Source organism: Fulvimarina manganoxydans (assembly GCF_900176465.1).
Classification (GTDB): domain Bacteria; phylum Pseudomonadota; class Alphaproteobacteria; order Rhizobiales; family Rhizobiaceae; genus Fulvimarina; species Fulvimarina manganoxydans.
In genome coordinates, this window is record NZ_FWXR01000006.1 from 98,918 (window position 1) to 118,164 (window position 19,247).

A 19,247-nucleotide genomic window follows, 5' to 3' on the forward strand; every position below is an offset into this window, starting at 1 on the left:
GAGCCCTTCTCCGGCAGGGCGTTTGTGAAATTACGGCAAATTTGCGGCCTTCGGGTCGACAGATTGGCGGGCCGCTTCTATAGTCCTGCGCATGATCAGATCGAGCGAACATGGACCGTCGGCCCTCGATGGAGCGTCGGCGGGTGATTGGCTTTGAGTGATACCGATATCCTCACCGTCAGAAATCTCTTCAAGGTCTTCGGCGATGAACCGGAGCAGGCTATCGAACTCTACCGAAAAGGACTTGGGAAAGACGATATATTTGCCAAGACCGGAATGATGCTCGGGGTTTGCGATGCGAGCTTCACCGTGCGCGAGGGTGAAATCTTCGTCGTGATGGGTCTTTCGGGGTCGGGCAAGTCGACCCTGGTAAGGATGCTCAATCGGCTGATCGCGCCCTCGGCCGGCGAGATCATCGTCGGTGGCGAGAATATCGCCGCCATGAGCGAGACGGAGCTGATGGCGTTCCGTCGAACCCATATTTCCATGGTGTTCCAGTCTTTCGCGCTGATGCCGCATATGACGGTCCTACAGAACGCCGCTTTCGGGCTGGAATTGGCCGGCGTGCCGGCAAAGCAGCGGGAGGCGCGGGCCCAGGATGCCCTGGCGCAGGTCGGGCTCGGTGCCTATGGCCGGAACTATCCCAACGAATTGTCGGGCGGTATGCAGCAGCGCGTCGGCCTCGCTCGTGCGCTCGCCAATGATCCGACCATCCTTTTGATGGACGAGGCCTTTTCGGCCCTTGATCCGCTGATCCGCACCGAGATGCAGGACGAGCTTCTGACGCTTCAAGAAGAGCATCGCCGCACGGTGGTCTTCATTTCCCACGATCTCGACGAGGCCATGCGTATCGGCGATCGCATCGCCATCATGCAGGGCGGCCGTGTCGTCCAGGTGGGCACGCCCGACGAGATCCTGCACCAGCCGGCCAATGACTATGTGCGCTCCTTCTTCCGGGGCGTTAATGTTCAGAACGTCATCACCGCCGGCGACATCGCCATTGCCGATGCCGTTCCGGTGGTCGAGGCTGGCAGCGATCCGAAGAGCGCGCTCGCCGCGATCGGGGAGAGCCCAGTCGCCTATGTGACGGAAGCGGATGGACGTTTCGTCGGCGCACTTTCGCGCGACGCGTTGATGGCCGAGGCCGGCAATGGCGGGTTTGCCACCGTGATCGACCGCGTCGAGCCGATCGATGGCGAGGCGAAGATCGGTCAGATTGTCGCTCCGGTCGCCGAAGCTGATCTGCCCATGCCCGTGGTCGGGCCCGATGGCGAATTGGTCGGCGCCGTCAGTCGAAAGACGCTGCTTCAGGCGATGAGCCGGGAGGACGAAGTCCATGGCTGATTCAACCGATATCCTCATCGCCCAGGCTGACAATCCTTGGGCCAGCGGCGGGGGTTCGGCCTCCGAGCCTGCGGGCGCAGCGCCCGATGCCGGCGCGGCTGCCGCCTCCAACCCTTGGGGCGCCAGCGGCGGGTCGGCCACTGGCGACGCAGCGGCCTCGAGCCCACCCGGCACCGTGTCCGGCACGCCGGACTGGCTGTCTCAGGTGCCGGCGGCCCCGGAAAAGAGCTTCGATTGGCTTCACCCCTTCGACCATTCCGTCATTCCTCTGAACGACTGGGTCGATAGCGGTCTCAACTGGGTTGTCGCCCATTTTCGTCCGGTTTTCCAAGCGATCCGCTACCCGATCGATGCGGTTCTTTCCTTCATCGAGGCGATGCTCCAGGGCATCCCGCCAATCCTGATGATCGCGCTCGTTGGCTTGCTCGCCTGGCAGGTCGCGGGCCGGCGGCTCGCCATCGGCGCCGTGCTTTCGCTGACCTTCGTCGGCCTGATCGGGGCGTGGACGGAAGCGATGGTGACGCTCGCGCTGGTCTTCACCTCGGTCTTCTTCTGCGTCGTTATCGGATTGCCGACCGGCATCTGGCTTGCCCGCAACGATCGGGCTGCCGGTGCGATCCGACCTGTCCTCGACGCCATGCAGACGACGCCGGCCTTCGTCTATCTGGTGCCGATCGTCATGCTCTTCGGCATCGGCAACGTGCCGGGCGTCGTCGTGACCATCATCTTCGCCCTGCCGCCATTGATCCGCCTGACCAATCTGGCGATCCGGCAAGTGCCGAGCGATCTCATCGAGGCGGCTCGCAGCTTCGGGGCGTCGAAGCGGCAGCTCCTTTATAAGGTGCAGCTGCCGATCGCGATGCCGACCATCATGGCCGGCGTCAACCAGACGCTGATGCTCGCCCTTTCGATGGTGGTCATCGCCTCGATGATCGCGGTCGGCGGTCTCGGTCAGATGGTTCTTCGCGGAATCGGTCGCCTCGATATGGGTCTTGCGACCGTCGGCGGCGTCGGCATCGTGATTCTCGCGATTCTCATCGATCGGATGACCCAGGCGCTCGGCCAATCCCGGCGCGAGCGCGGCAATCTCGCCTGGTATGAGACGGGCCCTGCGGGTCTCGTTCGCGGCCTGGTCCGCCAGCGCCGCGAGAGCGGCGGCGACGCGACGAGCAAAGGCGCCAGCCTCGACCAGTCGACTCGCGAGGCATGAGCCTTGCTTTCCCAATGAAGCTTTGGCCCGCACCGATCGTCTTCGGCATCGGTTGCGGGCTCACGCTTCATGTTTTGACAACCGTTACAACAATTGGAGACGAACGAATGACGACAGCAACGACGCGAAAGACGCTTCTGAGCCTTGCCGCAGCCGCCGGCGTCTCGCTCTCGGCGGTCGCAATGCCCGCCTTCGCACAGGATCAGTCCATGCCCGGCGAAGGCGTCACGGTCATTCCGCTGAAATCCTCGATCGCCGAAGAGACCTTCCAGACGCTTCTCGTCTCGAAGGCGCTCGAAGAACTCGGCTACGACGTCGAGGACATCAAGGAGCTGGAATATCCCGCGGCCTATGTCGCCATCGCCAATGGCGACGGCACCTTCATGGCCGATAGCTGGGACCCGCTCCATGCCGATTTCTTTTCGGCGGCCGGTGGCACGGATAAGCTCTACCGGGAAGGCGTCTATTCGCCGGGCGCGCTCCAGGGCTATCTCATCGACAAGAAGACCGCCGAAGAGCACGACATCACCAATCTCGGCCAGCTGAAGGACCCAGAGATCGCCAAGCTGTTCGACACCGACGGCGACGGCAAGGCGGATTTGACCGGCTGCACGCCCGGCTGGGGCTGTGAGAAGGTGATCGAGCACCAGCTCGACGCCTTCGAACTGCGCGACACGGTGACCCATAATCAGGGGTCCTATTCGGCGATCATCGCCGACACCATCGCCCGTTTCAAGGAAGGCGAGCCGGTCCTCTACTACACCTGGACGCCTTACTGGGTTTCGGGCGTGATGGTGCCGGGCAAGGATGTGACCTGGCTCAATGTGCCCTTCTCCTCGCTGCCGGGCGAGCGCTCGGACGTCGATACCTCGCTGCCGGACGGCTCCAATTACGGCTTCGAGGCCAATGATCAGAAGATCGCGGCCAATAAGCAGTTTGCCGAGGATCATCCGGATGCGGCCAAACTGTTCGAAATCATGCAGGTTTCGGCCAATGACATCAGCGCCGAGAATCTTCTGATGCAGCAGGGCCAGGATTCGGACGAGGATATCGAACGTCACGCCGATGCCTGGATAAAGGCCCATCAGGAGCTCTGGAACGGCTGGCTTGACGAGGCGCGTGCGGCGGCCCAGGACAGCGCCGATGCCGGTTCGACCGGCGAGGTGGAAGAGGGCAACGCCTCGGCCGGCTAAAGCCCGGCGGCGCATGCCCTTACGACAGGAATGACCGCGACGAGCGGGCGGCCTCAGGGTCGCCCGCTCGTCTTGTTTGAGCTGCTGAATCCGCCCTCTTGCGCTCGCGCTTCGCCTGGCGCATGCCCCCTCCGCGCAGACTGTTGAAATGACGCAGTCTTGTCGTAGGATCGCCAAGACACGCGCGGGCACATCGATGCCTCTGGCGTGTGGTGAATGGGAACAGCCCGTTTCGGGCTCGAGGGAGGGTCAGAATGGACCGCCGCAAATTTCTGCAATCGTCCACCGTCGGGGCGCTCGGCGTCGCCGGGACTGCCGGGCTCGCCGCCCCGGCCATTGCCCAGAGCCAGCCCAAGATCCAGTGGCGCTGCACGTCGTCCTTCCCCAAATCGCTGGATACGATCTATGGCGGCGCGGAAGACCTCGCAAAATATGTCCGCGAGGCGACCGACGGCAATTTCGATATCCAGGTCTTCGCCGCGGGCGAGATCGTGCCGGGCCTTCAGGCCGCCGACGCCGTGACCGGCAACACCGTCCAGATGTGCCACACGGCCTCCTACTACTATGTCGGCAAGGACCCGACCTATGCGCTGGGCGCCACCGTTCCCTTCGGCCTCAATGCGCGCGGTCTCAATGCCTGGCTCTATTACGGCGAGGGTATCGACAAGCTGAACGAGTTCTTCGCCACGCAAGACCTTGTCTATATGCCGGGCGGCAATACCGGCACCCAGATGGGCGGCTGGTTCCGCAAGGAGATCAACACGGTTGCCGATCTCAACGGCCTGAAGATGCGCATTGCCGGCCTTGCGGGTCAGGTGATGGAGAAGGTCGGGGTCGTGCCCCAGCAGATCGCGGGCGGCGACATCTATCCCTCGCTCGAAAAGGGCGTCATCGACGCGGCCGAGTGGATCGGACCCTATGACGACGAGAAGCTCGGCTTCGTGAAGGTCGCGCCTTATTACTACTATCCCGGCTGGTGGGAAGGCTCGCTCGCGCTCTGCTTCTTCTTCAATCAGAGCGAGTTCGAGAACCTGCCCGAGAACTATAAGAGCCTGCTGCGCACCGCCTCGCGAGCGGCCAATGTGGAAATGCTCGCCGAATACGACTACAAGAATCCCCAGGCGATCCAGCGTCTCGTCCAGTCGGGTGCCCAGCTTCGTCCCTTCAGCCAGGAGATTCTCCAGGCCTGCTGGAACGCCTCGCAGGAGGTCTATGCCGAGATCAACGGCCAGAACGCCGCCTTCAAGTCGATCTATGATTCGATGATGGCGTTCCGGGCCGAGACCTATCTCTGGCAGCAGATCGCGGAATATTCCTTCGACACCTTCATGATGATCAAGCAGCGCGAAGGCGCCCTCGCCATGCAGTCGGGCGGTCAGTAAGCCGAAAGGCCGCCATCCGGCCGCGCACTCCGATGGTGGCCGGGGGATAGATGCGTATATGAAGAGGCTCCCGGCGAACCAGTCGGGGGCTTTTTTGCGTTCAGGCCGCGCGGCCCTGTTTCGTGCCTCGATGCTTCTTCAACTTCGCCGGGGCGGGCCGTTCGGCGCTGAGATCGAGGATTTCCGACAGACGCGCCGTTCCGGTCAGGCAGTCGCGCAAGGCTTCTGCCTGTTCGGCGGCAAAGCGGCGATCGGCTTCGATGGCGCCGCGCAGCGCCTGTGTCGGCGCAACAATCGCCTCGATCTTAGCCGCATGGGCTCCGATGCCGGCGCGAAGGCCGGATAGCATGGTTTCGAGATCTGCCATTTCTGCAAAGGCACCTGTCGCTGCCTCATGGGCGCTTTGGGCCGCCTTGTGGCTCGCCGCGACACGCTCGCTGGAGACGAGCAGAAGGCGCCGGATTTCGCGGCCAGCCCCGGCTGCGCGGTCGGCGAGCGTCCGCACCTCCTGTGCGACGATGGCAAAGCCCCGGCCGGCCTCGCCCGCCCGTGCCGCCTCGACACCCGCATTGACGGCGAGAATATTGGTCTGGAACGCGATCTCGTCGATCATCGCGACCGTGCGGGCAATGTCCTCCGCCGACTGGCCGACGCCGCGAATTTGATCGCCAAGCGTGCCGGTGATGCTGGCCGTGGTCTCGGAAGCCGTCCGGCTCGCCCGCGCCCGTTCGAGCCCATGATCCATGCCCTTGGCGGCGTCTTCGAGCCCTGCGACGAAATCGGCAAGGGCCTTCAGCGACTCCTCGGAGTTCGGAAGGTCGGCCGCATGGGCCTCCAGGCGCTCGGCCAAAAGCGCGATGCGCTCGTCGAGCTTGGATCCGACGCGCCGGGCCGAGGCGAGATGATCGGTAATGACCGAGGCTGCGTCGTTGAAAGCCAGGATCGCCGCCCGCCCGGCTTCCTCGGTTGCCGCCAAAGCAAGGTCGTCTTCGTCCCGCGCCAGACGCGGCAGCGCTTCTGCCAGCCGATCGAGGGCCGCCTGCAGGCGTCTAGCCGCCGCATCCGCCTCGTCGGCCGAGCGCGCGAGGTCTTGGCGGCCCCGCGCGAGATTGGCGTCGAGACCGGCAATCGTTTGGTCCTTCTCGGCGAGCTTCATGCCGATCGCGGCGATTGGCTCATAGAGAATTTCGAGCGGCCGATGGGCGCGCGAGGAGACCTCCCGCCACCGGGCCTCGATGAAAGCGGTATCGGGACGCTCGACCTTGATCTCGGTGAGGGCGCGGAGCGTGTCCCCCGTCGCTGTGATGCGCCCGGCCAGCACGCGATGAAGTCGAAAGGCCGAGAGCCCGGCGATCAGCAGAAGGACCAAGGCGGCGCCGAGGAAGAGCGGGCCATAAAACGAGCCTGCAGCTTGCGCATCGTTTGCCGGCTCGCCCTCGTTCGATGGGATCGGAGAGTTGATCTCAGACTGGGTCGCGATGGCAGGCGCTTCCAGTGTGGCCGTTTGGACGGTGGACGCAGTCGGCTGCGTCGCGACCGGCTCCATGACAGCAGGAATCGTCTCGGGCGTGACGTCGTCGATCGGTCCCGATCGGCCCGTCCTGCCTTCGTCATCGAGCACGGGACGTTGCATCTCGCTCGCGGCCGATGCGGCAGCGGCTTCCTTGCGGGCCGCCGCCAGTTCGGCCTCCGCAAGCCGGGCCTCGTCCGCCTCCACATAGGCATCCAGTCGGCCGATCAGCTCGTCGAGATCGGAGGGCGGATAGCGGCTGGAAAGCTGTCGGCGCAAGGCAAGCCGCTGGGCGGACAGAAGCTTCAGCCGCGCGACGCGCTCGCCGAGATGGGCCATGAGGCGATCGGCATTGCGGGCGCGGATCGTCTGATGGGGATCGGGCAGCGTCTGGCGCAGCTCCTTAAGAGCTGCGCGCGCCGTGCCGTAGCGCTGCTGGGCAATTGGGAAGGCAGACCTACCATCGACCCGCATGGCGGCGTCGATTGCGCCTTCGACTTCGGCGAAGCGGGCCTGGACACGGGCTGCCGCATCGAGGGCTTCGATGTCGAAGACCATGCCGGCGACCCGCGAGATGTCGGCGAGCGCCCGGCGCACCCAGGCGGAGCGATCGGCGATGAAATCCTTGTCGCGCTGGATCCGTCTTTCGAGATCGGCGATCGCCTCGACCTCGGAGGCGAGATTGCCGAGGGAGGCCGAAAGCGCGAGCCTGGCCTTTGCGGCATCGGCGGATGTTGGTCGCAAGGCGTCGGTAGTTGGCGTGAGATCGAGGGCGTCGAGCATGTCCGACAGGCGCGTGATCCGCTCGCCCAGCCCTTCGATCGGCGCCATTTCGGTGCCTGCGAGAGAGACGTCCTCGGCCAGCAGCCTCGCCCTCAAGGCGATCGCCTCGATGCGCGCGCGCGCGGCGCTCACAGGCGCTGCGATCAGGCGTGGCTCTGCGGCGGGCATGCGGATGATTTGCGGCTCGGCTGCGGCTGCGACCGGGCGCTCCACAGGCACTTCGACGCGCTCGACCACCGTCTTGACGACGACGCGGGGCTCCGGTCTCGGCGCGCTCTCATAGCGATGGAGCAGAAAGGCGGCGAGGAGGAGGAAGAGGGCGCCAAGAAGCGCCGCGGGCAGAACGCCCACGGCGACACTTGCGCCGATACCGGAGGAAACCCTCGTCTTCACCCCTGAACTGCCCTGCGACCGACTTCACGCTTTGTTAACCCTTCAAGCTCTAGCCGCCGAAGTTGGAGCCGGCATTGCGTTGCCGCTGGAATCAAGCTTTTGCCGCTTGGAAAACCGGGCTTTGTTCGGGGAATTGCTGAAAGAGTGTGCAGTGCACATCTTGCCGCGCAGCATTGGGGACGCTATACCTTGAATCATAAGACGCTTGCGGGAGAGACTGGCCGAGAAGGTCGGCGCCGAAGGAGCAACCGCCCCGGAAACTCTCAGGCAAAAGGACCGTTTGCGTCGCCAAAGTCCGAAGAGTGGCTTATGAGTCGATCCGTGTCGATCGCTCAAGGTCCGCCGAAGGAGAAAGGGTTCCGCGGAATTCAGTTCGCGAACGCCGAAGCTCTCAGGCTTGTTACGGGAGGGGCATGACTGAGACGCCTGCGATCTTGCAGGAGTTAGGGATACGTCATGACTTCTATCGCCGTTCTCGGCGCCGGCATCACCGGCGTCACCACCGCCTATAAGCTGATGTCTCGCGGCTTCGACGTGACGGTCTTCGATCGTCAGCCCCATGCCGCCATGGAGACGTCCTTCGCCAATGGCGGCCAGCTGTCAGCCTCCAATGCCGAGGTCTGGAACAGTCCTTCGACCTTCCTCAAAGGGCTGAAATGGATGCTGCGCAAGGACGCGCCGCTCCTCGTCCACCCCGCGCCCAGCTGGCACAAGCTCTCCTGGATGGCGGAGTTCGTTCTCGCCGCCCGCTCCTATGAAGAGAACACCGTTGCGACGACGCGTCTGGCGATCGCCGCGCGCGAGCATCTTCTCGACATGGCCGAGCGCGAAGGCTTCGGTTTCGACCTCGAAAAGCGCGGCATCCTCCATGTCTATGAGGAGGAGAAGGATCTCGCCCACGCCCGCAAGGTGAACACGCTTCTGGAAAAGGGTGGGCTCAACCGCCGCTTCGTCTCGCCCGAAGAGGTGAGCGCCATCGAGCCGACCATCCATGGCACCTTCATCGGCGGCTATTTCACCGAGAGCGACTTCACCGGCGACATCCATCTTTATACCCGCAACCTCGCCGCTGCCGCCGCCAGGAAGGGTGTGACCTTCCATTACGGCGCCGAGGTCGAGGACGCTTCGGCCGGCTCCGATGCCGTCACCGTGCGCTGGAAGACGAATGGCAAGGCGGAGTCCGCCCGGACCGCGCGCTTCGATTCGGTCGTCGTCTGTGCCGGTGTCGGCAGCCGCAAGCTCGCCGCGAGTTTCGGCGACCGGGTGAACATCTATCCGGTGAAGGGCTATTCGATCACCGTCAATCTGACCGACGAGGAAAGCCGGCAGGCCGCGCCCTTCGTCTCGATCCTCGATGATCACGCAAAAGTCGTCACCAGTCGCCTCGGCGATCGGCTGCGAATCGCGGGTACGGCGGAATTTGCCGGCGAAAATCGCGATATCCGCGCCGCGCGCATTCGCCCGCTCGTCGACTGGTGCCGCCAGCGCTTCCCGGGGATCGCGACCAATTCGGTCGTTCCCTGGGCGGGCCTGCGGCCGATGATGCCGAATATGCTGCCGAAGGTCGGCCGGGGCCGCAGCCCGCGCGTCTTCTACAACACCGGCCACGGCCATCTGGGCTGGACCCTCGGCGCCGTGACCGCCGACATGATCGCGGCGGAAGTCGCCGGCGCCTATCGCAAGCCCGCTGTGAAAGGCGTCGCCCCGATGCGCCCGCAGGAAGCCGTCGCGATGGCCGATCGCTGAGCGGCTGCGCGATTCTTGCTGATTGAAATGTAAAGGGCTGCCCATGAAGGCGGCCCTTTTCGCTGATTCTGGCAGGAATCTTTTCCCTCATCCTCTCTGCCGGCCGCACACTTCGCTCCGTGATGAGGCTAGCGAAGGAGCGAAGCGATGGCGATCGATCGGCGGGTGTTGGAAGCTGCGCGTGACGTCGGGGGGCGTGAAGGGGTGGCGCCGGCGGCGCTCGTTGCGGTGGCGCTGGTGGAAACGCGCGGCGTGCCTTTCGTCGAGGTGAAGGGGGCAGACGAGCCGCTCATCCGCTTCGAGGGGCATTATTTCGATCGGCTGCTGCCCGATGCCTTGCGGGCAAAGGCGCGTGCTGCGGGGCTGTCCCATCCTCGTGCCGGGCGGATCGCCAATCCGCCGGGGCAGAGCGGGCGCTGGGCGCTTTATGAAGCCGCGCGCGCGCTCGATGCGGAAGCGGCGGCGGCCTCGGTGTCCTGGGGCCTGTGTCAGGTGATGGGGCTTCATGGAAAAACGCTCGGTTTCGGCTCGGCTGCCGAACTGGCCGAGGCGGCCCGCGCCTCGATCCATGGCCAGATGAGCATTGGGGCGCGCTTTCTCGCCCATGGCCATCTGGGTGCCCGGCTGATGGAGGGCGACGTCAAAGGCTTTGCCCGACGCTATAACGGCCCGGCCTATGGCAAGAACCGCTATGACGAGAAGATCGCGGCGGCGCTCAAGCGAGCGAAGAACGCCCTTGCGCAGGCCGGCGACGATCTTTCCATCGGCGACGAGGGGGACGCGGTCCTGCGGCTGCAGATGGCGCTGCGCAATGTGGGCTCGCCGATCGTCCTGGATGGCATCTTCGGACCTCGAACCCATGAGGCGCTGACGGTCTGGCAAACAGCCGCCGGGCTTGCCCCGAGCGGCATCGCGGATGAGGCGACGCGGCTGCGATTGCGCCTTTGAAACCTTAAAGCCCCGCCCGGACATCGGCGACGGGTTCGCGAAGACGGAGATCGAAGAGCTTGGCGGCCGGGGCATCAACCCTATCTGGTTACCCACTATGAGCGAACCTCCAAAGATCGATCCCGCGCGCCACGCCGTCTTCCTCGATTTCGACGGAACCCTGGCGGAATTCGTCGACGATCCCGATGCCGTCCGCCTGCCGGACGGCACCTTCGAGCCGCTCGATCGGCTGCGAGAGGCCTGCGACGACGCGATCTGCATCGTGAGCGGGCGCAAGATCGCCGATCTCGACCGGTTTCTGTCGCCCATGCGCTTTGCCGCAGCCGGCGTTCACGGCCTGGAGCGTCGCATCGAACCGGGGGCAAGCGTCGAGCGGCTGATCACGCCGGAGGCGCTCGACCCGTTGCGCGACGCGCTCGCGCCGGTGATCGAGGGCAATCCGCGCCTGAAGCTGGAGGACAAGGGCCTCGCTCTCGTTCTGCATTTCCGTACGGCGCCCGATCTTCAGGGCTTGGCTCAATCGGCGATGGACCGGGCGGCGGAAGGGCGGGACGATCTCGTCGTCATGCATGGCGATATGATCGCCGAGGTCCATCCGGCCGGCATGGACAAGGGCCAGGCTCTGGCCGCGATGATGGAGCGGGCGCCCTTCAAGGGGCGTGTGCCGGTCTATGTGGGCGATGATACGACGGATGAATTCGCCTTGAAGGTCGTTCGCGATCGCGGCGGCCTTTCGGTGAAGGTCGGCGAGAAAGAGAGCGTCGCGGCCTATCGGCTGCCACATGTGGCGGCGGTCCATCGCTGGATCGCGGCTTCGCTCGCCGAGCGGAACGAAGCGTAATACCGCCGGCCTTAAGGTCTTGACCGGCGGCCGGCGGTGAAAACCCGCGTGGCGCTTGAACGTGACAGCGGCCCAATGCGCCAGCATTCTGGGCTGCTGATATAAGACGGGCTGCTCTGCACCGGACGAAAACAGGACATGGAGAGATTATGGCAGAGGGACAGGGACGGCTCGTCGCGATTTCCAACCGGGTCGGACCGCTGAATGACGAAGGAAAGGCGGGTGGCCTCGCGGTCGGCTTGTCGGATGCTCTTAAAAGGCGCGGCGGGCTCTGGTTCGGTTGGAGCGGAGAGACCTCCGAAAAGGGCACGTTCTGCGAATTGAAGACCGAGGTCCAGGACCATGTGTCCATGACCACGATCGACATGAGCGCCGAGGAGCTTGAAGGCTTTTATTTCGGCTATTCGAACCGCTCGCTTTGGCCGCTTCTTCATTATCGGCTCGATCTCGCCGAATTCGACCGCCAATCGGACCGCATCTATCGCTCGGTCAATCAGCGCTTCGCCTCGCGGGTCATGCCGCTCTTGGAGGAAGACGACCTCGTCTGGGTCCATGACTACCACTTCTTCTATCTTGGCTCTGAGCTTCGCCAATGCGGCTTCAAGGGCCGGATCGGCTATTTCCTCCATATTCCCTTCTGCCCGCCAGAGATCTTCTCGGCCCTGCCGGCGAGCCACGACATCGTGCGCGCTCTTCTGGCCTATGACGTAATCGGCTTTCAGACTGACACCGACCGGCGCAATTTCGTCGCTTTCTGCATCCGCGAACTCGGCGGCGAGAAGTTGTCAGGCCAGCGGGTCCGGGTCGGCGATCGCACCGTCGTGGCGCGGGCCTTTCCGATCGGCATCGATGCGCAGGGTTATGCGCGCTTCGCGGTCTCGCCGGAAGCGGGCGAGCATGAGGAAATGCTGCATGATCTCACCCGCGTGCGCACATCCAATCCGGATGCCGATGGCGATGCTTGGCGCAAGCTGATCGTCGGCGTCGACCGGATGGATTATTCCAAAGGCCTTTTGGAGCGCTTTCGCGGCTTCGAACGGCTTTTAGAGGACTATCCCGAAAATCGCGGCTCGGCCCAGTTCCTGCAGGTCGCCCCGCTTTCGCGCTCCGAGCTCGACGCCTATGTGGAGCTGCGGCGGGAGCTGGAGGAGATGGCGGGCCATATCAATGGCCGTTTCGCTACGCTCGACTGGACGCCGCTGCAGATCATGACGCGCGGCTTCACGCGGCGGGCGCTGGCCGGCATCTACCGGGCCGCCCGCGTCTGTCTCGTTACGCCTTTGCGCGACGGCATGAACCTCGTCGCCAAGGAATTCGTCGCCGCACAGGACGCCGAGGACCCCGGCGTTCTCGTCCTGTCGCGCTTTGCCGGCGCGCGCGCCGAGCTCGAAGCCGGCTGCATCATCGTCAATCCCTACAACACCGACGATGTGGCCGGTGCCCTGCAACGGGCGCTCAACATGCCGCTCGAAGAACGCCAGCGGCGGTGGGAAATCATGCGCGAGGCCGTGTTCTCCGGTACGGCGGCCCATTGGTGCGACAGCTTCATCGATGCTCTGGCCAGGGGCGCCGATTTTGACGAGCCGGAGGCGAGCGAGATGGCCTAAGGTCCGGCGCGCCGAGCGCGCGGGCGCCGGTCAGCTGGCCGGCGCCGCGTCTTGCCTCGTTCTGATCGCATAGACGAGGGCAAGAAGGCCGAAGGCCAGAACCCCCGCAGACCCGAGCATGGGCGTCGAATAATCGGCCGCGCCCGCCACCAGCCAGCCGGCGATCAGCGGGCCGGTCATCTGGCCGAGGCCGAAGCCGGCGGTGAGCACGGCAAAGCCGCGTCCGCCGAGGCCTTTTCGCCCTAAGGGCAAGGTCAGAAGCGTGATCGCCAGGAAGGTGCCGCCGAAGAGAATGGCGGCGATGACGGCCGCGATCGGCGCTTCGAAGAGAACCGGCAGGGCGACGCCGACGATCTGGGCGACATAGGCGCAGGCAAGCGCCGTCGAAAAGCCGATCCGCTCGGCCAGCCGCATCCAGATCAGGCAGCTCGGCAGCCCGGCAAGCCCGACGATGATCCAGACGAAGTCGCCCAGCGCCTCGATGCCGGGCCGGGCCTTGATCAGGGCGACGATGAAGGTCGCAAAAACCGAATAGCCGAGGCCCTCGCAGGTGTAGTTCACGAAGAGCGGCCAGAAGGGCAGGGGGCGCGCGACGCGCCTGATCCGCTTGGCGATCGTATCTCGCCGCGGCAGCTGTCTGTCGCCGACCAATGCCAGTGCGATCGGCATCAGAGCGGCGGAGATCGCGCCGACCAGAAGCCAGAGGCTGGAGGCGTCGAGATGGTCGACGCCGAAATGGACGATCAGCCCGGAGACGGCGATGCCGCTGCCGACCCCGCCGAAGACCCAGGCGAGGCGGCCCTCTTCGTCGATGCGGGAGAGCGCCTCGGCGGTCATTCCGGCGGCGGAGATCATGGCAAAGGCACTCGCGGCCCCGGAGATCGCGCGAAGAATGAGCCAGCCGGCAAGCTCGTCCGACATGCCCATCAAAAGGGTCGTCGCGACGCTGGCGAACAGACCGACGCGGAAGGCCATCAATCGCGCTTTGCCATGGGACGTGAAGGAGGAAAGCAGCGAGCCCGCCAGATAGCCGGCGAAATTGGCGCTGGCGATGAGACCCGCAATATCGGCGCCGAAGCCGAATTCCCGCTGCATCAAAGGCAGAAGCGGCGTGTAGAGAAAGCGGCCGACGCCCATGACCAGAGCAAGGGTCAGGCTGGCGCCGAGGAGGAGCCGGGTTGTCGGATGCATCGGCTTTGGGAATCCTTGGCGGAATGAGGCGAGGCCCAAGCGATAGGCCCGTGACGCCCTCTCCGCAAGGCCGGTCCTTCCCCCGCTCAAGCGGCAGGTGACGTCGCGCGCGGGCGATCCGGTCCTTATGGTTCGAAGGTCGGCGGTGTCCTTCGTTCTCCAAGACTCTAGGTTCGACAATCAAGCCAGCCCCACCAGTGCGGGCGATCCAACATTGTCATCCCATTTTCGAAGGTCATTCCATGCGCCTGTCCGACCTCGATCTGTCGCAAAAGCTCGATGATGAAACCTATGAGGCAAAGCTGTCCGAGCTCCAGTCGCGCTTCAAGGCGATCCAGCAGGCCTATCTGCGCAGCGGCGAGAGCGCGGCCGTCGTCTTCGAAGGTTGGGATGCGGCGGGAAAGGGAGGCGCCATCCGCCGAATGGCAAGCGTCATGGACCCGCGCGGCTTTCGCGTCTGGCCGATCGGGGCGCCCAGCGAAACCGACAAGGCACGCCACTACCTCGCCCGCTTCTTCGACCGTCTGCCGGCCAGCCGGCAAATCGCGCTGTTCGACCGCTCCTGGTATGGCCGCGTGCTTGTGGAACGGGTCGAGGGTTTTGCGAGCGAAGCCGAATGGACGCGGGCCTATGACGAGATCAACGCCTTCGAGGCAATGCTCGTCCAGTCGGGCATGAGGCTCGCCAAGGTGTTTCTCTATATCGACAAGGACGAACAGTTACGGCGCTTCGAGAAGCGCTTGAAAGACCCGGTCAAGCGCTGGAAACTGTCCTATGAAGACTTTCGCAATCGCGACAAATGGGACGAATATGAAGTCGCCGTCGACGATATGATCGCAAAGACGTCCACGAACGAGGCTGATTGGTGCCTCGTGCCCGCGAACGACAAGAAATTCGCCCGCATCGCCGCGCTTGGCCATATTGCCGATAGTCTTGCGACAGATGTTGATATTTCCCCGCCGCCTGTCGACCCAGATCTTCTGGACCGATTGAAGAGGGAAGGTGGGACTGTGGCGTAGAAAAGAACGGCTAAAGCAGCCGATGTGCCTTCCTGAACTCACATTGATGTGATGGGAGCTCTGTCGTATCCAGTTCCGCATGCTCTGTTACCGCAACGCCTCCGGTTGACCGCTCGTTCGAGATAATTTGTTTTGATGTCAATATTATTCTCGGGAGGATAATAATCCAGGCATGCTTTTTATCCCTATAAGGCATTGAAATTGTAGGATTTTATGGCCTCGGCGCATCCAAGATCGCACGAGCGAGCCGGAAAGCGCCCTTCCCCCACTCCTAGAAAATGCACGATGTGCGCTTTCGCGTACTTGTCTTTGCGCACGACGTGCGCATCTATAGGGTAGCCAAGGGGCATCGAGCCGTGGTGCGAACATCATCTGGATCGGGCAATGCACGATCGGAGCCGCCCACGACAGATAACCTTGGGAAAAGCGACATCGCTCAAGATAACAACGATAAAAGGAGGTTGGCATGCTCGCAGACATCATCGTCGGCCGCTCATCCTATGGCGGAGAACGCGGTCGCCACGACGTGCATCTTCATGCCACGGCCCATTACGGCTTCCGGCGCTTCCTGAAGCGCTTGGCCTTGGCCTTCGGAATGATGGGACGCGGTCGCAAGGCGGCTTGAAGAAACAGGTTCAGGCACCGCCCTAGGTGGCGATGGGACTTGTTTTGATTGCGCATGAAAAAGGCGCCTAAAGCGAGAGCTCCAGGCGCCTTTTCTATTCCGATCATTGCGGGTCCTTTCAGGCCGCCGCGCTCTCCCGACGGCCGTCGATCATGTCGAAGAACCGCTGGAAGAGATAATGCGAATCCTGAGGGCCTGGCGAGGCCTCGGGGTGATGCTGGACCGAGAAGACCGGCTTGTCGGACAGTTGTAGGCCGCAATTGGTGCCGTCGAAGAGCGAGCGATGGGTTTCGGTGACGCCGGACGGCAGAGTGTCCGCCGCGACAGCGAAGCCATGATTCATCGAGACGATCTCGACCTTGTTGGTCGTGAAGTCCTTCACCGGATGGTTCGCGCCGTGATGGCCCTGATGCATCTTCTCGGTCTTGGCGCCGAGCGCCAGGGCCAGAAGCTGATGCCCGAGGCAGATGCCGAAGAGGGGCACATTCGCCTCGACGAGGTCGCGAATGACCGGCACGGCGTATTCGCCGGTCGCCGCCGGGTCGCCAGGGCCGTTGGAGAGGAAGACGCCGTCCGGCTTATGGGCCAGGATCTCGTCCGCGCTCGTCGTCGGCGGAACGACGATCACCTCGGCGCCATGACCGGCCATGAGGCGCAGAATGTTGCGCTTGGTGCCATAGTCGATCGCGACGACGCGGTAGCGAGGCTCTGTCTCGACGGCTTCACCGGCCTGCCAGGCCCAGGGCCGCTCGGTCCATGCACGCTCGCTGCGTGTTGCGACATCCTTGGCGAGATCAGCGCCGACGATGCCCGGCCACGCGGCGGCCCGGCGCTTCAGCGCCTCGATGTCGAAATTGCCGTCTGGATCATGGGCGATGACGGCGTTCGGCATGCCGCTTTCCCGGATCGTGACGGTAAGGGCGCGCGTATCGATACCCGATAGCGCGACGACGCCGCGGGTCTTCAGCCAAGCGTCGAGATGGCCGGCGGAACGATAGTTCGACGGCTCTGAAACCTCCGCCCGGAAGATCGCGCCGACAGCGCCTGCGCCGGGTTCGGTCGAGAAGTCCTCGCGGTCCTCCTCATTGGCGCCCACATTGCCGATATGGGGGAAGGTGAAGGTCACGATCTGCTTGGCATAGGATGGGTCTGTCAGGATTTCCTGATAGCCGGTCAGCGCCGTGTTGAAGCAGACCTCGCCTTCGATGGCGCCGGTCGCGCCGAGCCCGTAGCCCTCGATCACGGTGCCGTCGGCCAGTACCAGAAGCCCGGTCGTCACGCGTTTCACCCATGGCTCGCTCATCGTCGGCTCCTTCATCGTCGTGGGTCTATCCGCGCTCGCGTCTGCCGGCCGAGCGGCGCCCCCGGTGTCTTAAGTCCATCGGCCAGGAAATAGGAACGCGCCGTCCGCTTTGCGACGCTTGCGCGGGTCTTGCCGTGTCTCTATATCTTGCGCGCTGCAGATCGCAAGCCGGCCATTCCGGCTGGACAATGACTGAGCGACGCTTTCCACCGTTTGGGATACAGAACGACGGGAGGGCTGGCCTTGTGCCCGTCCAAGTTTCCGGACGTTGGATCCTTAACGGATAGGCGGCTCGATCACCGTTCGTTCGGCAGCACGAAAACAAACGGATACAGCTTCGCGGCAGCGCTCTTGTGCTAGGGCCGTTGCAATCGCGAAGGCTTGCCGTATCATCTATCACGATCGCTCGATGTCGGGGACCTTCAAGTCTTCGGTTGCGTTCGGCATCGGACCTCGAAAGCAAAAGACACTCATGCGCGACGCCATTACCGAAGCGTTGGCCAATGCCCAGAAGGACGACGACAAGACGCGTCTGTCCACGCTTCGTCTCATTCATGCCGCGATCAAGGATCGGGACGTCTCCAGTCGCGCGGCCGGACGTGATCCGGTCAGCGAAGAGGATGTCCTGCAAATCCTTCTGATCATGCGCAAGCAGCGTTTGATCTCGGCGCACGACTATGAAGAGAGCGGACGTTTGGAACTGGCCGAGCAGGAGCGCGAGGAAATTGCCGTCATCGACGAATTCCTCCCCGCTCAACTGGACCAGGGCGCGATCGAAGCGGCCTGCCGTGAGGCCGTGCAGGATGTGGATGCCAAAGGCCTTCGCGATGTCGGCCGGTGCATGAACGCGCTCAAGCAGCGCTATCCGGGCCAGATGGATTTTACCAAGGCCTCGACCGTGGTGAAGGGCATGCTTCGCTGATCAGGCGGTTCCGCCGGACAGGTCCTCCTAAAGCAACATCGCCACAATGATCGGCGCAAGCAGCGCCGTCGCCAGGGCGTTGAGCCCCATGGCGAGGCCGGCAAAGGCGCCGGCGACCTCGCTGTCCTGCAAGGCCTGGGCCGTGCCGATCCCATGGGCGCCGGTGCCGAGCGCATAGCCCCTGGCGGGCGCCGTCCTGACCCTTAGACTATCCAGCACGAGCGGCCCGAGTGCGGCGCCGATGATGCCCGTCATGATGACGAAGACGGCGGTGAGCGAGGGCAGGCCGCCGAGCTTTTCGGTGATGCCCATGGCGACCGGCGCCGTCACCGATTTCGGGGCGATCGACAGGACGGAGACCGAATCGAGCCCCATGACGAGGGCAGCGCCGATCGCGCCGAGAATGCCCGTCGCCGACCCCATGACGAGGCTGATGGCAATGGCGAGAGCATTCGCCTTAACCCGCTCGAACTGGCGATAGAGCGGAATGGCGAGGCAGACCGTCGCCGGCCCCAGGAGAAAATGGATGAACTGCGCGCCTTCGAAATATGTCTCGTAAGGCGTGCCGGTGGCGATGAGAACGGCGGCGATCAGGACGACGGTCACGAGCACCGGGTTGAGGAGGGCGGGCCGGCCGATCCGCTTCCACAATCGCTGGCTGAGCTCGAAGGCGAGAAGGGTCATGGTGAGCGCGAGAAGCGGACTTGCGGCGAGATAGACCCAGATATCGACGATCGTGTCACCCATTGCCCGATGCCTCGTCCTTGGCCTCCGAGCGCCCGAGAAGCCGCATCACGAGACCGGTCACGCCGATGGTCAGAACCGTCGAGGCGATGAGCGTCGCGCCGATCTGCAAGCCCTCGGCCTCCAGCCGCGCACCATGCTGCAGGATGCCGACGCCGGCCGGCACGAAGAGGATCGACAAATGGCCGAGAAGGCCATCGCCGATCGTCGCGATCGATGCCGGGATGCCGCCATTGACGACGAAGAAGACGAAGAGGATCACCATTCCGAAGACAGGACCCGGAATGGGCAGGCCGGCCGCGACGACGAGCGTTTCGCCGGCGAGCTGGCAGAGAAAGACGGCGGTCAGGGCGGCAAGCATCGGCGAATCGGCCCGGTCTCGTTGCGATCGAAAGGCAGAATAGCGCGATCTCACCCTTCGGGCGCATCGCTTAGAGTGAAACGCGACCAAGTTGGGTCGCATGTTCACTCTGACCTCTTGTTTGT

Annotated in this window: 16 protein-coding genes and 1 riboswitch; of the genes, 11 read left to right on the forward strand and 5 right to left on the reverse strand. The window is 63.9% G+C overall.

Annotated features, from left to right (window positions below; translation table 11 throughout):
* Positions 1–153: 153 nt before the first annotated feature.
* The 4 genes from proV (at position 154) to B9A15_RS09230 (ending at position 5,129) form a co-directional block, all read left to right on the forward strand.
* Positions 154–1,344, forward strand: coding sequence for a glycine betaine/L-proline ABC transporter ATP-binding protein ProV (proV, locus tag B9A15_RS09215; RefSeq protein WP_084409759.1), 1,191 nt, complete (start codon positions 154–156; stop codon positions 1,342–1,344).
* Positions 1,337–2,554, forward strand: a complete 1,218-nt coding sequence (proW, locus tag B9A15_RS09220) for a glycine betaine/L-proline ABC transporter permease ProW (RefSeq protein WP_084409760.1) — start codon at positions 1,337–1,339, stop codon at positions 2,552–2,554. Before proV ends, proW begins: the two co-directional genes overlap by 8 nt.
* A 107-nt stretch (positions 2,555–2,661) precedes the next feature.
* A complete protein-coding gene (gene proX / locus B9A15_RS09225; protein WP_084409832.1) occupies positions 2,662–3,747 on the forward strand; it encodes a glycine betaine/L-proline ABC transporter substrate-binding protein ProX in 1,086 nt (361 codons plus the stop codon).
* Between the two features lie 254 nt (positions 3,748–4,001).
* Positions 4,002–5,129 (forward strand): TRAP transporter substrate-binding protein, encoded by a 1,128-nt coding sequence (locus tag B9A15_RS09230; RefSeq protein ID WP_084409761.1) that lies wholly within the window; start codon positions 4,002–4,004, stop codon positions 5,127–5,129.
* A 100-nt stretch (positions 5,130–5,229) separates the two neighbouring features.
* Here B9A15_RS09230 and B9A15_RS23620 read toward each other — a convergent pair whose 3' ends face one another.
* The gene (locus B9A15_RS23620) at positions 5,230–7,815 is read right to left on the reverse strand and encodes a methyl-accepting chemotaxis protein (RefSeq protein WP_280173788.1); all 2,586 of its coding nucleotides are present in this window, start codon (positions 7,813–7,815) and stop codon (positions 5,230–5,232) included.
* Positions 7,816–8,013: 198 nt separating this feature from the next.
* A riboswitch (glycine riboswitch) is annotated at positions 8,014–8,104 on the forward strand.
* A 167-nt stretch (positions 8,105–8,271) separates the two neighbouring features.
* Between B9A15_RS23620 and B9A15_RS09240 the strand changes: the two genes are divergently transcribed.
* From B9A15_RS09240 to B9A15_RS09255, 4 genes are all read left to right on the forward strand, one after another.
* The gene (locus B9A15_RS09240) at positions 8,272–9,561 is read left to right on the forward strand and encodes a D-amino acid dehydrogenase (protein ID WP_084409763.1); all 1,290 of its coding nucleotides are present in this window, start codon (positions 8,272–8,274) and stop codon (positions 9,559–9,561) included.
* Between the two features lie 147 nt (positions 9,562–9,708).
* Positions 9,709–10,509, forward strand: coding sequence for an N-acetylmuramidase domain-containing protein (locus tag B9A15_RS09245; protein ID WP_084409764.1), 801 nt, complete (start codon positions 9,709–9,711; stop codon positions 10,507–10,509).
* 97 nt (positions 10,510–10,606) lie between these two features.
* Positions 10,607–11,350 carry a trehalose-phosphatase gene (otsB, locus tag B9A15_RS09250; RefSeq protein ID WP_084409833.1) on the forward strand — a complete coding sequence of 248 codons (744 nt, stop codon included), beginning with the start codon at positions 10,607–10,609 and terminating at the stop codon, positions 11,348–11,350.
* A gap of 149 nt (positions 11,351–11,499) precedes the next feature.
* On the forward strand, positions 11,500–12,957 hold the full coding sequence (locus tag B9A15_RS09255; protein WP_084409765.1) for an alpha,alpha-trehalose-phosphate synthase (UDP-forming): 1,458 nt from the start codon (positions 11,500–11,502) through the stop codon (positions 12,955–12,957).
* Positions 12,958–12,987: 30 nt separating this feature from the next.
* Here the strand turns inward: B9A15_RS09255 and B9A15_RS09260 are convergent, their stop codons facing one another.
* Positions 12,988–14,148, reverse strand: a complete 1,161-nt coding sequence (locus B9A15_RS09260; RefSeq protein WP_084409766.1) for a YbfB/YjiJ family MFS transporter — start codon at positions 14,146–14,148, stop codon at positions 12,988–12,990.
* Between the two features lie 242 nt (positions 14,149–14,390).
* Here B9A15_RS09260 and B9A15_RS09265 point away from each other — a divergent pair, with 242 nt between their 5' ends.
* Both B9A15_RS09265 and B9A15_RS22915 read left to right on the forward strand, forming a co-directional pair.
* Positions 14,391–15,167: a polyphosphate kinase 2 family protein gene (locus B9A15_RS09265; protein ID WP_084409767.1), complete on the forward strand. Its 777-nt coding sequence runs from the start codon at positions 14,391–14,393 to the stop codon at positions 15,165–15,167.
* Positions 15,168–15,633: 466 nt separating this feature from the next.
* Positions 15,634–15,792, forward strand: a complete 159-nt coding sequence (locus tag B9A15_RS22915) for a hypothetical protein (RefSeq protein WP_170923223.1) — start codon at positions 15,634–15,636, stop codon at positions 15,790–15,792.
* 118 nt (positions 15,793–15,910) lie between these two features.
* On the opposite strand, the gene carA is transcribed toward B9A15_RS22915, so the two are convergent.
* Complete coding sequence (carA, locus tag B9A15_RS09270) at positions 15,911–17,095, reverse strand: glutamine-hydrolyzing carbamoyl-phosphate synthase small subunit (RefSeq protein ID WP_139798297.1); 1,185 nt, start codon at positions 17,093–17,095, stop codon at positions 15,911–15,913.
* A 472-nt stretch (positions 17,096–17,567) separates the two neighbouring features.
* Here carA and B9A15_RS09275 point away from each other — a divergent pair, with 472 nt between their 5' ends.
* Positions 17,568–18,017 (forward strand): GatB/YqeY domain-containing protein, encoded by a 450-nt coding sequence (locus B9A15_RS09275; protein ID WP_084409834.1) that lies wholly within the window; start codon positions 17,568–17,570, stop codon positions 18,015–18,017.
* A 27-nt stretch (positions 18,018–18,044) separates the two neighbouring features.
* On the opposite strand, the gene B9A15_RS09280 is transcribed toward B9A15_RS09275, so the two are convergent.
* Positions 18,045–18,764: an LrgB family protein gene (locus B9A15_RS09280; RefSeq protein WP_084409769.1), complete on the reverse strand. Its 720-nt coding sequence runs from the start codon at positions 18,762–18,764 to the stop codon at positions 18,045–18,047.
* Positions 18,757–19,122, reverse strand: coding sequence for a CidA/LrgA family protein (locus B9A15_RS09285; RefSeq protein ID WP_084409770.1), 366 nt, complete (start codon positions 19,120–19,122; stop codon positions 18,757–18,759). The genes B9A15_RS09280 and B9A15_RS09285 overlap by 8 nt, the downstream gene beginning before the upstream one ends.
* Positions 19,123–19,247 lie beyond the last annotated feature (125 nt).

What these genes read in the sequence shown, in the direction of transcription:
- proX (WP_084409832.1), top strand. Translation starts at nt 2,662, where the DNA reads ATGACGACAGCAACGACGCGAAAGACGCTTCTGAGCCTTGCCGCAGCC.
- carA (WP_139798297.1), bottom strand. Translation starts at nt 17,095, where the DNA reads ATGAGCGAGCCATGGGTGAAACGCGTGACGACCGGGCTTCTGGTACTG.
- B9A15_RS22915 (WP_170923223.1), top strand. Translation starts at nt 15,634, where the DNA reads ATGCTCGCAGACATCATCGTCGGCCGCTCATCCTATGGCGGAGAACGC.
- otsB (WP_084409833.1), top strand. Translation starts at nt 10,607, where the DNA reads ATGAGCGAACCTCCAAAGATCGATCCCGCGCGCCACGCCGTCTTCCTC.
- B9A15_RS09240 (WP_084409763.1), top strand. Translation starts at nt 8,272, where the DNA reads ATGACTTCTATCGCCGTTCTCGGCGCCGGCATCACCGGCGTCACCACC.
- B9A15_RS09275 (WP_084409834.1), top strand. Translation starts at nt 17,568, where the DNA reads ATGCGCGACGCCATTACCGAAGCGTTGGCCAATGCCCAGAAGGACGAC.
- B9A15_RS09255 (WP_084409765.1), top strand. Translation starts at nt 11,500, where the DNA reads ATGGCAGAGGGACAGGGACGGCTCGTCGCGATTTCCAACCGGGTCGGA.
- B9A15_RS09265 (WP_084409767.1), top strand. Translation starts at nt 14,391, where the DNA reads ATGCGCCTGTCCGACCTCGATCTGTCGCAAAAGCTCGATGATGAAACC.
- B9A15_RS09260 (WP_084409766.1), bottom strand. Translation starts at nt 14,148, where the DNA reads ATGCATCCGACAACCCGGCTCCTCCTCGGCGCCAGCCTGACCCTTGCT.
- B9A15_RS09285 (WP_084409770.1), bottom strand. Translation starts at nt 19,122, where the DNA reads ATGCTTGCCGCCCTGACCGCCGTCTTTCTCTGCCAGCTCGCCGGCGAA.
- proW (WP_084409760.1), top strand. Translation starts at nt 1,337, where the DNA reads ATGGCTGATTCAACCGATATCCTCATCGCCCAGGCTGACAATCCTTGG.
- B9A15_RS09245 (WP_084409764.1), top strand. Translation starts at nt 9,709, where the DNA reads ATGGCGATCGATCGGCGGGTGTTGGAAGCTGCGCGTGACGTCGGGGGG.
- B9A15_RS09230 (WP_084409761.1), top strand. Translation starts at nt 4,002, where the DNA reads ATGGACCGCCGCAAATTTCTGCAATCGTCCACCGTCGGGGCGCTCGGC.
- B9A15_RS09280 (WP_084409769.1), bottom strand. Translation starts at nt 18,764, where the DNA reads ATGGGTGACACGATCGTCGATATCTGGGTCTATCTCGCCGCAAGTCCG.